The sequence below is a fragment of the Streptomyces narbonensis genome, assembly GCF_014649015.1.
In the GTDB taxonomy this organism is placed as follows: Bacteria; Actinomycetota; Actinomycetes; order Streptomycetales; family Streptomycetaceae; genus Streptomyces; species Streptomyces narbonensis.
Genome location: NZ_BMSF01000009.1, coordinates 193,070 through 205,181 on the forward strand (window position 1 = coordinate 193,070; position 12,112 = coordinate 205,181).

At 74.2% G+C, this 12,112-nt stretch carries 12 protein-coding genes; 9 read left to right on the forward strand and 3 right to left on the reverse strand.

Going from position 1 to position 12,112, the window contains the following annotated elements:
• Window positions 1-57: 57 nt before the first annotated feature.
• On the reverse strand, window positions 58-615 hold the full coding sequence (locus IE124_RS19085; RefSeq protein ID WP_229832591.1) for a DUF5709 domain-containing protein: 558 nt from the start codon (window positions 613-615) through the stop codon (window positions 58-60).
• Window positions 616-673: 58 nt separating this feature from the next.
• A complete protein-coding gene (locus IE124_RS19090; protein WP_189509020.1) occupies window positions 674-898 on the reverse strand; it encodes a DUF6480 family protein in 225 nt (74 codons plus the stop codon).
• Window positions 899-1,236: 338 nt separating this feature from the next.
• Between IE124_RS19090 and IE124_RS19095 the strand changes: the two genes are divergently transcribed.
• From IE124_RS19095 to IE124_RS19125, 7 genes are all read left to right on the forward strand, one after another.
• On the forward strand, window positions 1,237-1,791 hold the full coding sequence (locus tag IE124_RS19095) for a cysteine hydrolase family protein (RefSeq protein WP_189509021.1): 555 nt from the start codon (window positions 1,237-1,239) through the stop codon (window positions 1,789-1,791).
• A 168-nt stretch (window positions 1,792-1,959) separates the two neighbouring features.
• Window positions 1,960-2,700, forward strand: coding sequence for a VOC family protein (locus tag IE124_RS19100; RefSeq protein ID WP_189509022.1), 741 nt, complete (start codon window positions 1,960-1,962; stop codon window positions 2,698-2,700).
• Window positions 2,701-2,838: 138 nt separating this feature from the next.
• Complete coding sequence (locus IE124_RS19105; RefSeq protein ID WP_229832593.1) at window positions 2,839-3,168, forward strand: hypothetical protein; 330 nt, start codon at window positions 2,839-2,841, stop codon at window positions 3,166-3,168.
• A 388-nt stretch (window positions 3,169-3,556) separates the two neighbouring features.
• Entirely contained in the window at window positions 3,557-4,060 is a 504-nt protein-coding gene (locus tag IE124_RS19110; protein ID WP_189509023.1) for a DUF6643 family protein, read from the forward strand.
• Between the two features lie 53 nt (window positions 4,061-4,113).
• A complete protein-coding gene (locus IE124_RS19115) occupies window positions 4,114-4,938 on the forward strand; it encodes an MOSC domain-containing protein (protein WP_189509024.1) in 825 nt (274 codons plus the stop codon).
• A 90-nt stretch (window positions 4,939-5,028) separates the two neighbouring features.
• Entirely contained in the window at window positions 5,029-5,637 is a 609-nt protein-coding gene (locus IE124_RS19120) for an Rv1733c family protein (RefSeq protein WP_189509025.1), read from the forward strand.
• Between the two features lie 125 nt (window positions 5,638-5,762).
• The gene (locus IE124_RS19125; RefSeq protein ID WP_189509026.1) at window positions 5,763-8,174 is read left to right on the forward strand and encodes a right-handed parallel beta-helix repeat-containing protein; all 2,412 of its coding nucleotides are present in this window, start codon (window positions 5,763-5,765) and stop codon (window positions 8,172-8,174) included.
• On the opposite strand, the gene IE124_RS19130 is transcribed toward IE124_RS19125, so the two are convergent.
• The gene (locus IE124_RS19130; RefSeq protein ID WP_189509027.1) at window positions 8,144-10,696 is read right to left on the reverse strand and encodes a hypothetical protein; all 2,553 of its coding nucleotides are present in this window, start codon (window positions 10,694-10,696) and stop codon (window positions 8,144-8,146) included. The two genes, IE124_RS19125 and IE124_RS19130, sit on opposite strands and share 31 nt — an antisense overlap.
• A 134-nt stretch (window positions 10,697-10,830) precedes the next feature.
• On the opposite strand from IE124_RS19130, the gene IE124_RS19135 reads away from it, so the two are divergent.
• Window positions 10,831-11,658 (forward strand): DeoR/GlpR family DNA-binding transcription regulator, encoded by an 828-nt coding sequence (locus tag IE124_RS19135; RefSeq protein WP_189509028.1) that lies wholly within the window; start codon window positions 10,831-10,833, stop codon window positions 11,656-11,658.
• Window positions 11,655-12,092, forward strand: coding sequence for an SRPBCC family protein (locus IE124_RS19140; RefSeq protein WP_189509029.1), 438 nt, complete (start codon window positions 11,655-11,657; stop codon window positions 12,090-12,092). The genes IE124_RS19135 and IE124_RS19140 overlap by 4 nt, the downstream gene beginning before the upstream one ends.
• Window positions 12,093-12,112 lie beyond the last annotated feature (20 nt).

The window sequence follows — 12,112 nt, forward strand, 5'->3', positions numbered from 1 at the left end:
CACACCCGGCGACTGCCCGGAATCGCCCACGGCACTCGGGCCTCCCGGCCGGCCCCGTCACCCGGGTTCGTCCTCGGGCGCCGCCGACGGCTCGGCGTTCTCGTCCGCCCCTGTGTCGACGTGCATCGCGGCCTCCTCGGCCGGCGCGGCCCCGTCGTCCGGGCCGACGTCCCGGGCGACGGCGTGATCGACGTGTCCGGGCCGCGAGCGGACCGGCGCCAGCCGTCCGGCACGGGTCGCCCCCGCCTGTTCGTCGACGGGCTCGCCCTGGCCTCCCGGGAGGTCTCCGATGCCGTCTCCGGCCGGCGGCTGCTCGGGAGGGTCGGGCTCTTCCTGCGCGAGCCTCTCGTCGAGGGGTTCGCCCTCCTGCTGCTCCCGCCGCGTGGTCCCGTGGCGGGTGACGCCCCGCGGGCGTTCGGGCGGTGAGTAGCCGGACCCTGACGGGTCGTCGAGCGGATCGGTCATGAGCGAGTTGTCGGGGTCGGGATGCTCGGTGGGACGGTCGGCGGTGTCGACACGGGTGGGCTGGTACACGTCGTCACCACGGGCCTCGTCCGCCATCCGGTCGCTTCCGCCGGTCGGGTCGGACGCATTGCTCGCGTCGCGGTCGGGCATGGCAGTTCCCTTCGCTTCCGTGACGGGGTGGGGTGGGGGGCCAGGGCAGCCGGCCGGGTCAGTCGGCAGCGAGAACGATCGCGTACACGAGGAAGAACAGGGCGCACAGAATGGCCAGCGACCAGATGATCACCAACGGGCCTGCCGCCCAGCCGCGCCGCGGTGGGCGGTACGGGCCGGTGCCTGTGCTCGTACCCGACTCCGCCGGTGGGGTCTCGCCCGAAAGGGTTCTGCCCTCCGGGAGGTCACGGGGGTCCGGGTCGGGGTTGCTGGGTCCGGTCATGACGTTCATCTCCCGGCGCGCCGCAGGGTGTCGACGGACGCACGCTCGACGGCGTCCGTCCGATACGCGCCATGTCACGCGACTTGCCGCCGCGGAGGCGTCCGAAACGGCCGTCCACGACATTTACGGAAGGCCGATGCTCTGTGTCGCGCAATTCTCCCTGCACGTCACCCTGGTCGATCTTGCTACCGGGCGGGACCTCGGCACACCGCCCGTGTCGCACCGGCCTGCTCCTCGGGGAATGGCGGAGACTTGTACCGGCCGACGACCGTGCGGACCTCGTGAACCGGTCGCCGCCCCCGGCCGGCAGCGGCACATGACGAGAGGCGGCGGCTTCCATGCCTCGTACGGCGCTCATCGTGATCGACATGCTCAACACCTATGCGCACGAGGACGCCGAGGTTCTGGTGCCGTCCGTCCGTGAGGCGCTGCCCGGGGTCGCGGCACTACTGCGGAACGCGCATGCCGGCGACTCGCCCGTCGTCTACGTGAACGACAACTTCGGCGAGTGGCGCTCGCACCACGGGGAGATCCTCAAGGCCGCCCTCGACGGCCGCCACCGCGATCTGGTGGAGCCGGTCGCGCCCGACGAGAGAGCGCTCTTCGTCGTCAAGGCGCGGCACTCGATCTTCTTCGAGACCCCGCTGGCCTACCTGCTGGGCCAGTTGAAGGCCGAGCGCCTGGTGCTCTGCGGACAGGTGACGGAGCAGTGCGTGCTGTACTCGGCCCTGGACGCCCACATCCGGCACTTCGAGGTGGTCGTGGCGAGCGACGCGGTCGCCCACATCGACGCGGAGCTGGCCGGGGCGGCCCTGCGGATGATGCGTACCAACATGGCCGCGACCGTCTGCCGGGCGGACGAGGTCGTCTTCGACGCGAGTCGTCCGGAGTGACGTCGGCCCGCATCCAGCCGCTGCCGGCGCCTGCGCGCCCGTCCCGCGCCCCGATGTCCTCTCCGGGTTTACGGTGGAAGGTGTCCGGTCCCGCATGAGTGACCGAGGGTGACGGCCGTGTCGACGTCGAGCCATGAGATCGCGGGCGCTCCGTGCTGGGTCAGTCTGATGACTCGGGACCTGGCCGCCGCGCAGTACTTCTACTCCCGTGTCCTCGGCTGGGAGTTCCGCTCCAGCGGCCTCGGGGACGGGTTCTCCGTCGCTCTCCACGAGGGCATGCCCGTCGCGGGGATCGGAGCACTGGCCGAGCGTCTCGACCTGCCCGTGGCGTGGACGCCGTACTTCGCCGTCGCGGACGCCGATGTCACCGCCGCCAGGATCTGTGAACGTGCGGCGACCATGGCCGTGGGGCCCCTCGCCTTCGGCACGGGCCGGGCCGGGCTGGCCGCCGATCCCGCCGGGGCGGTCTTCGGGTTCTGGGAGGGGGTCGTCGTCCCGGACTGGTCGGTGGGCCGTGGCAGCGTCCCGGCCTGGCTGGAGCTGCACACCCGCGACGCCGTCGAGGCCTCGACGTTCTACGGGGAGGTCCTCGGCTGGGCCGGGGAGGGGTCGGGCTCCTGTGTCGCGTCCCACGAGCACGACCACGTCGTCCTGCGCCACGGCCACGACACCGTCGCGCTTCTCAGCAGCGGCGGGGCGGTCGACGAGGCGCCGGATCCCCACATCCGCCCGCGCTGGCACGTCCACTTCCCGGTACCGGACCTGGAGGAGGCGATCGCCGCCACCGGGGCTCTGGGTGGCCGTACCGCCTCTCCCGTGCACACGTCCACGACGAGCAGGCGGGTCGTTCTCGCCGACCCCGACGGTGCGCTCTTCACCGTGGTCGCACCCCAGGACGCCAGCCCCTGACATCCACCGCCGGGCCGGAACCACCGCGGACGGCGGCGGTGCGGAGTGCCCCGACATCCGCCGTGGTCGCGGAGGGCATGGCGCCCCGGTGGGCGGGCAGACGCCTCGGACAGTGAAGCGCGAGAAGGGCGGCGGACCGTGCGTTCCCGCACGCGTCGCCGCCCGGACGGAAAGCAGCCCGCCATGTCCATGGAGCACACGACCGACGGCCACACCCTGCTCGTGAGCCTTCCGGCCGACCTCGACGTCACCGGCCGCGCCATGGCCGCCCTGCGCCTGCAGACGCTGGTGCTCACCTACCGGCCGCGCCTCGTACGCCTGTCCATGCCGGCCTGTCGGCCGACGGCGGCCTCGCTCAGTGTTCTGGCCCGCCTGCGCCGGCTCTGCGACGGCCTCGGCATCTTCGTCGCGCTCACGACGGCGCCGCCGGCCCCGGCATCGGCCGCCGAGGGGACAGCCGTTCGGTAGCCGCGATCCCGGCATCGGTACGAAGGCAATGCCGTTTTCCATTTCCGCGCCGCGGAACAGGGCCGCACACCGGTAGTCGGTCCGTCACCGAGCGCACCACTGATCAAGGAACGATCAGACCCCCGTTACGGTCGGTAATACGTCCATAATCCTGAGTTCCGGTCCCTTCGGGTCGCACGCCATCCGCCCTGGCCAGCACGGCGACGGCCACCCGGCCGAACCCTCCGCCTCTGACACTTCAGCATGCGGCCTGCAGCGGAAATGCCCCCCGCGTTAACGCAGCCTTTAACAACGTTTTGGCAGGTCAGGCCGACAAAAACAGCGTAAAACGGATAACCCCAAGATGGGGGCTCCCCAACCAGCACATCGTGGGCTTAACTTATGTGCCATGACCTCCCCCCGCTCCACCTATGGAGGCGGTTACTACACCGCGCCGTCCTTCCCGGACACCCCGATCTACGACTCCCTGGTCGCGGAGCGGGGCACGCCTCAGATCGCCCCGATCCGAGTGCCCGCCGCCTACGACACCGGCAGCAGCTTCCCCGTGAGCGGCTCCTATCTGCCGGCGCTCCCCGCGGCCCTGCCCGCCCTTCCGGCGGCGCCCAGCCCGCAGCCCTCCCCCGCCTACGGCGGCGGTGGGTACGGCTATCCGCAGCCCTCCCCGCAGATGGCCCCCGCACCCCTCCAGCACGCCCCCACCCCCTACATCCCGCAGCAGCCGGTGGCCCCGCGCGGCTACCAGGGCGGCGGATACCCGCAGCAGCCCCGCCCGGCGGCCGCGGGGTACGAGGCGATGCGCCCCGCGGCACCGCGGCCCGTACCGGCACCGGCCCCCGCGGCGCCGATGTACAACGACCCGTACAACCGCCCCTACCAGGGCGGGGGTTACTGAGAGGCGCGGAAATACCGGCCGACGAAGGCCGGGGCGGCTGGCAGGATGACGGTATGTCCACTCCTGTACTCCGCTCCGTCCACGTCCATCCGGTGAAGGCCATGCGCGCCCTGGCACCCACGGAGGCCGCGGTGGAGCCCTGGGGGCTCGCCGGCGACCGCCGCTGGACCGTCGTCGACGCCAAGGGCAAGGTCGTGACCCAACGCCGTCACCCCCGGATGGCGTTGGCCACGGCGGAGCTCCTGGCGGACGGCGGTGTGGCGCTGTCCGCGCCCGGGCTTCCGACGCTGGAGGTCGCGGTGCCGCCGCCCACGGTCACCGCCACGGTGGAGATCTTCGACAAGTTCGTGGAGGCGGTCCCGGCCGGCGACGGGGCGGCCGCCTGGCTCTCCGCCTTCCTGGAGACGGAAGCCCGGCTCTTCCACATGGACGCGCCCGAGCACCGGCGGCCGGTCGACCCCGCCTACGCGCTGCCCGGCGAGACCGTGAGCTTCGCGGACGGCTACCCCCTCCTCGCCGCCGCCACGGCCTCGCTCGACGCCCTCAACACCCTGATCGAGGCCGGCGACCACGCCCACGAGGGTCCCCTGCCGATGAACCGCTTCCGGCCGAACCTCGTGATCGAGGGGACCGAGCCGTGGGCGGAGGACGGCTGGACCCGGCTCGCGGTCGGCGAGGTCACCTTCCGTGTCGCCAGGCCCTGCGGGCGCTGTGTCGTCACCACGACGAACCAGTCCACCGCCGAGCGCGGCAAGGAGCCGCTGCGCTCCCTAGCCCTGCACCGCAAGCGCGACGGCCGCGCGATCTTCGGCCAGAACCTCGTCCCCGAGCACCGTGGCACGGTCCGGGTCGGAGACCCCGTGAAGATCCTCGACTGACGAGGGGCGGACCGAGGCGCCCGACAGGCGGGGACCTCCTGCCCGGGGCACACTCGTCGGAGCAGTGGCCAACAACGAGGGGGTCCCGACGTGCGTGCGGCCACCGGAGTCTGGCGCTGGCGGCGCAACCCACTCCGCCGGACCACGGACCTGGTCGAGGCCTGGGTGGCCCTCACGGCGGCCGCGCTCCTCTGCCTCCTCGTGCCCCTGGTCGGCTGGGCCGCGGGCTCGTCCGCGAGCGGCTCGCTCCAGCGTGCGGTCCGCGCGCAGCAGGAGCAGCGGCTGCCGACGACCGCCCGGGTCGTGCGCCTCGCCGACGGGCCGGCGAGCGGCCCCCGGACGACCGAGACCGCCGGGGAGCAGCGGCTGCGCCGGTCCGTCGTGGCGCGCTGGACCGCCCCGGACGGCACGCCCCGGACGGGAACGGTGCCCACGGCGCGGCGGCACTCCTCGCCGGGCGACGCATTCCCCCTGTGGACCGACCGCGCAGGACGCCCGGTCTCGCCGCCGATGCCGCCCGGCACGGCCCGCGCGCACGCGCTCATCGCCGGCCTGATGGCCGCGCTCCTGGCCGGTCTGCTGGTGGAGACCGTCAGGCGGCTCGTCGTCCGCCGGCTCGTCCTGCGGCGGTACGAGCGCCTCGACCGCGCGTGGGCGTCGACCGGGCCCGACTGGGGCCGCGCGGACACCGGCAGCTGACCCGTGCCCCGCCCCCGGTCTCGTATCGGGGAAGCCCTCATGACCCGTCATCCCCGAGCCGCCGCGCGCGCTACGGTGGGGCATCGGTTCAGCGGCAAGGCATCAGGCGGGGGCAGGGCACACCCATGGCACAGGGCACGGTCCAGGTGACGCACACCGGCACATCGCGGTGGCGGCGCCGCACGGGTGAGTACGCCTCTCTCGCCGCCGCCCTGGAGGCCGCGAGCGACGGGGACGTCCTGACCGTCGCGCCCGGCACGTACCGGGAGAACCTGGTCGTGCGACGGGCCGTCACCCTGCGCGGGCCCGAGGGGTCGGTCGGCTCGGTCCGGATCGCGCCGCCGGACGGGGTGGCGCTGACCGTCCGCGCCTCCGTCACCGTCCAGGACCTGCACATCGAGGGGCAGGACGTCGCCGCGCCCGCGCTGCTCGTCGAGGACGGCACGCCCGAGCTGCTCGACCTGCGGATCATGACGCGCTCGGCCGCCGGGATCGAGGTGCGGGGCGCGGCCCGCCCCACGGTCCGACGGTGCACGATCGACAATCCGGCCGGGGTCGGCATCGCCGTGGTCGACGGCGCGGGCGGGGTGTTCGAGGAGTGCGAGGTGGTCTCCGCGGGGCAGGCCGGTGTCTCGGTCCGCGGCGGGGCGCATCCGCGCCTGGAGCGCTGCCGGGTGCACCACGCCTCCGGGGCCGGGATCGCGGTCACCGGTGAGGGCAGCGGCCTCGAAGGCCTCGGCTGCGAGGTGTACGAGATCAAGGGCGCCGGTCTGCAGATCGCGGCCCGCGCCACCGCGCACCTCACCGACTCCTCGGTGCACCGGACGTCGGCGGACGGCATCACCCTCGACACGGACGCCGTCCTCACGCTCTCGGACTGCGACATCCACGACGTCCCGGAGAACGCGGTCGACCTGCGCTCGCGCTCGGTGCTGACGCTGACGCGGTCGACCGTCCGCCGCTTCGGCCGCAACGGCCTGTCGGTGTGGGACCCTGGCACGCGCGTGGACGCCAACCAGTGCGAGATCCACGACAGCACGGGCGACTACCCGGCGGTGTGGGTGAGCGACGGCGCGACCGTCGTCCTCGACGCCTGCCGGGTGCACGACGTGCCGGACGCGCTGTTCGTCCTCGACCGCGGCTCGCGCGTGGACGTCGTCGACAGCGATCTGTCGCAGGTGCGGAACACGGCGGTGTCGGTGAGCGACGGGGCGACCGCGCAGCTCGACGACTGCCGGATCCGGGAGGCGTCCACCGGTGCCTGGTTCCGGGACCACGGCAGCGGCGGCACCCTCGCGGGGTGCACGATCGACGCCGTGCAGACCGGGGTCATCGTCACCAAGGGCGCCGACCCCACGATCGACCGGTGCACGGTCACCTCGCCCGCCGAGGCCGGGTTCTACGTGTCGGCCGAGGGCCGCGGCTCCTTCCACGGCTGCCGGGTCACGGGCAGCGGCGGATACGGCTTCCACGTCACGGACGGCTGCCGGACGAGCCTGCGCAAGTGCCGTACCGAGCGTTGCGCGCGCGGCGGGTACGAGTTCCCCGAGGAGGGCGCGGTCGCCGAGGACTGCACCAGCGACGAGAGCGCGGTCCGCTCCTCCGTGCCCGACGGCGGCACGGTCCTGACGGCCACGCAGTCGGCGGGGCTCCTCGGGGCGGTCCCCCCTCCCCGTACGCAGCCCGTCGCCGCCTCGCCGACGGCCCCGGCGCCCGTCCCGGAGGCCCGCTCCTCGCAGGACGTCCTCGGTGAACTGGACGCCCTGGTGGGGCTGGAGAGCGTCAAGCACGAGGTGCGGACGCTCACGAACATGATCGAGGTGGGCCGACGGCGTCAGGAGGCGGGCCTGAAGGCGGCCTCGGTCCGCCGCCATCTGGTCTTCACCGGCAACCCCGGCACCGGCAAGACGACCGTGGCCCGGCTCTACGGTGAGATCCTCGCCTCCCTCGGTGTCCTGGAGCGGGGCCACCTGGTGGAGGTCTCCCGGGTGGACCTGGTGGGCGAGCACATCGGCTCGACCGCGATCCGCACCCAGGAGGCCTTCGACCGGGCGCGCGGCGGGGTGCTGTTCGTCGACGAGGCCTACGCGCTGTCGCCGGAGGACTCCGGCCGGGACTTCGGCCGGGAGGCGATCGACACGCTGGTGAAGCTGATGGAGGATCACCGGGACGCGGTGGTCGTCATCGTCGCCGGGTACACGGCGGAGATGGAGCGCTTCCTCACGGTCAATCCCGGTGTGGCGTCCCGCTTCTCACGGACCATCAGCTTCGGCGACTACGAGCCGGAGGAGCTCCTGCGGATCGTGGGCCAGCAGGCCGACGAGCACGAGTACCGGCTCGTGCCGGGCACGGACGAGGCGCTCCTCACGTACTTCACGAAGCTGCCGAAGGGGCCGGCCTTCGGCAACGGCCGGACGGCGAGGCAGACCTTCGAGTCGATGGTGGAGCGCCACGCGGGCCGGGTCGCCGCGCTCGCCGAGCCGAGCACGGACGACCTGACCCTGCTCTATCCGGAGGACCTCCCCGAACTCCCCTGAAGTTCCGGGTCGTTCGGGTCGCTCCGGTGCTGCACGGAGCGCGGCAGCCGGTCGAGGAGAGCGGAGCGCCGCCGGGCGAACTCGGGGTCGGCCTGGTAGTCGGAGTGACCCAGGATCGGTTCCGGCAGCGGGTGTTCGCGCGTGCGGCCGTACGCGACGGGGTCGAGGAGCACGTCCGCGTCGACGGCCGGCCGGTCCGCCTCGGCGGGGACGCAGACGGGGCCGCCGATCGGGTCGGTGGCGCGGTGGAGGTTGCTCCAGCAGTGGATCGTGCGGTGGAGGCCGCGGAGCGCCTCCGGGCCGAAGTAGGCGGGGAACCAGCGTCCGTAGAGCCGCTCCAGGGGTGAGCCGTAGGTGAGGAGCGCGACCCGGCCGCGGGTGGCGGGCGGGAGCTGCCAGACGGCGGCCGCGGCGAGGACGCTGCCCTGGGAGTGGCCGGAGATGACGAGCCGGCCGCCGGTGCGGCGGGTCCAGGAGCTCATGCGCCAGGTGAGGTCGGGGACGGCCCGTTCGGCGTAGCAGGGCGGGGCGAAGGGGTGAGCGGCACGCGGCCAGAAGGTGCCGACGTCCCAGAGGATGCCGATGGTGCGACGGGCCGAGGCGTCCTTGTAGGCGCGGCGGCCCCAGGTGACGAACAGCAGGAAGCCGAAGCCGATCATCCAGGAACCGAGGGCCTGGGCGGCGGACGCGGCGGAGGCGATCGCCGGGTGGGCGCCGTCGAAGGCCCGGCCGGGGACGTTTCCGCTGGCCCAGGCTCCGGCGACGGACGCGGCCCCGAGGAGCAGGGTCGCTCCGGAGACGACGCCGACGAGGACGGGCGCGGAGTCGGTGAGCCCCGCGCGGGCCCGGCCGGTCGCGATCTGGCCGGTGCGGACCGGGTCCGGTTCGCCCTCGGCACCGTAGTCGGCCTCGACGGCGGGCCGCAGCCGCCGGGCGTCGAGCACGGTCCGTACGGCGAGGAGGGCGGCGGGCGCGAGCAGCAGTAGGAGCAGGACGGGGATCACGGACGCCTGCCAGCTGAGGAGGACGGGCGGGCCGATCCGGGGCCCCACGCCCGCCCCGCTCGTGCCGTCGAGCCAGTCGGCGACGCGCTGGGCGACGCCGCCGGACATGACCCCGGCGAGGGCGCAGGCGAGCATGGCGACGGCGGGGCCGCCGAGCCCGCGCAGCGCGGTGCGCGGGTCCTTCCGGGGCCGCTGGAGGAGCAGGGCGACCACCCCGAGGGCGACGACGAGAATGCCCTGGGCGAGGGTGAGGGCGCCGAAGGCGGCGTCCCCGGGGAGGGTGCCGGAGGAGATCCAGCCGGGGCGGGACCAGCCGGCGTGCAGGGCGGTGAGTGCCAGCACGCCGAGGGCGGTGGCGGGTAGGCCGGACACGAGGGCGCGCTCGACGCGCAGGTCGACGCGGCGCTCGCTGCGGCCCCGGCGGCAGACGACCCAGAGGACGACGACACCCAGGGCGACGAGAGCGGCCTGGAGGGCGAGGCCCAGGGCCGCGCGCGCTCCCGTGTCGTGGCGGGCGGTGGCGGTGGTGAGGGCCGCGGCGACGGTGAGGAACCCGGCGGCGGTGTGCGCGCCCCGGAGCCGGGCGACCAGGCGCCGCCCGTACCAGAACCCGGGGCGCCCGAGCGCTGGGCGGAGCTCGACGGGGGTGGGCTCGGGTGCGGTGGCGGTGGGCCCTGGCCCGGCCGGGACGGGCCCGGCCCCGTCGAGGGTGGAATCGGGCCCTCCCTGGGTGGGGATGAGTCCTTCCGGGGTAGGGACGGGCCCTTCCGGGGTGGGGACGAGTCCTCCCGGGGTGGGCGCGGGCCGGGTGTGGGCGGTCCGGATCGGGGCGCTCCCGGCCGGGGCGGACGCGACCGGGGCGGTCTCGGGCGCGGGGGCGTCGTAGCCGGTGGGCGGACGCTGGGCCTCGTAGGCGCTCCAGGTCCGGTTGGAGAGGTACCAGAGCAGCACGACCAGCGCCGTCGGCACCAGCGCCGCGAGGGCGAGCCGGCGCCCCGGCACGGACCACCAGCCGCCGCGGTCGGCGGCGAGGAAGCCGAGCCAGGAGTACTCCCCCGAGCAGGCCGCGGTGCCCGCGCACTGCCAGGCCGTCAGATCGAGCGCGACCTCGCAGGCCGCGGCGGTGAGGAGCACGGTGAGGGTGAGGGCCACGAGCCGGACGAGGACCCCGTACAGCCTGACGAGTCCCGGCCGGCCCTGGGCGGGCGGCCTCATCCAGTGGGCAAGGTTGGCGACCATGAACGGCAGGAGCAGCAGCCATAAGGCGCGGGTGCCGTCGCCGGAGGTGAGGTTGGACCAGCAGTACGCCTCCGGTACCGGCCCCGCGGCGTACCGCTCGGGGTGGTCCTCGGCGTCCGTGTCCTCGGTCCGCCGGTACACGGCGGCGGTGGCGTCGCCGGTGACGCGCACGGTCCTGGGGTCGTCGAGCATGGACTGCGGGGTGGCTCCGCCGACTCCGTGGACGAGGAGTTCGAGCGCCGCGCCCCCGGTCTCCGGGGCGGGTGTGGCAGGGGACACTTAGGGGAGTTCCTCTCTGAGTGGGAGGATGCGACGTCGGAAACAGGATCGCTGACGGCCGCGCGCCCGCGCACGGACTCTCACCGAATCCGACACTGATCCCCTCGTCCCCTGCGGAAGGACCGGCCCCGGCGGTGACTGACAACCAGAACCTCCTCGCGGAGCAGCGGCGCGCCCTGATCCTCGACGAGGTCCGGCGGCGCGGCGGTGTACGGGTCAACGAACTGACCCGTCGGCTCAACGTCTCGGACATGACGATCCGCCGCGACCTCGACGCACTCGCCCGGCAGGGCATGCTGGCGAAGGTGCACGGCGGGGCCGTGCCGGTGGTCGAGGCGAGCACCCACGAGCCTGGCTTCGAGGCCAAGTCGGTGCTCGAACCGAGCGCCAAGGACGAGATCGCGCGGGCCGCGGCGGCACTGGTCGCCCCGGGCACGGCGATCGCCCTGTCCGGTGGTACGACGACGTACGCGCTGGCCCGCCGGCTCCTCGACGTGCCGGATCTGACGGTGGTGACGAACTCGGTGCGGGTCGCGGACGTGTTCCACGAGGCGCAGCCGGCGGGTGGCGGGGGCGAGGCGAGGCGCGGGGCGCCGACCGTCGTCCTGACGGGCGGGGTGCGCACGCCGTCCGACGCGCTGGTCGGGGCGGTGGCGGACCGGGCGATCCGCTCGCTCCACTTCGACCTGCTCTTCCTCGGGGTGCACGGCATCTCGGTCGAGGCCGGCCTGTCGACGCCGAACCTCGCGGAGGCGGAGACCAACCGGTGCCTGATGCGGTCGGCACGCCGGGTGGTGGTGGTCGCGGACCACACCAAGTGGGGGACGGTGGGCCTGAGTTCCTTCGCCGACCTGGGCGAGGTGGACACCTGGGTGACGGACCGCGGTATGGGCGAGGGCGTACGGGGCGAGGTCACCGAGCACCTGCCCGGGCTCGTGGTGGCGGGTGAGGAACCGGCGTGACGCTCTTCCGGGTCGAGCGGACCGTACCGCTGCCGCCGGACGAGGTGTGGCGGCGGCTCACGGACTGGCCGGCGCACGGCCGCCAGGTGCCGCTGACCCGGACGACGGTCCTGACGCCGGGCCCGAACGGGGCCGGGACGCGTTTCACCGCGCGGACCGGGCTCGGCCTGCTCGCCTTCGACGACCCGATGGAGGTCGTGCGCTGGGAGCCGCCGGAGGCCGGTCGGACGGGCGTGTGCCGGCTGGACAAGTCCGGCCGGGTCGTGCGGGGTTGGGCGGCGGTCGCGGTGACGGCGGCCCCGGGCGGCGGCTGCCGGGTGGAGTGGACGGAGGAGCTCTCCGTACGCGGCCTCCCGCGCGTCTTCGACCCGGTCCTGGCGCGCGCGGGGCGGTTCCTGTTCGGCCGGGCGCTGGACGGGCTGCTCGGCGGCTAGGGACATCGCCCCCCAGGGAG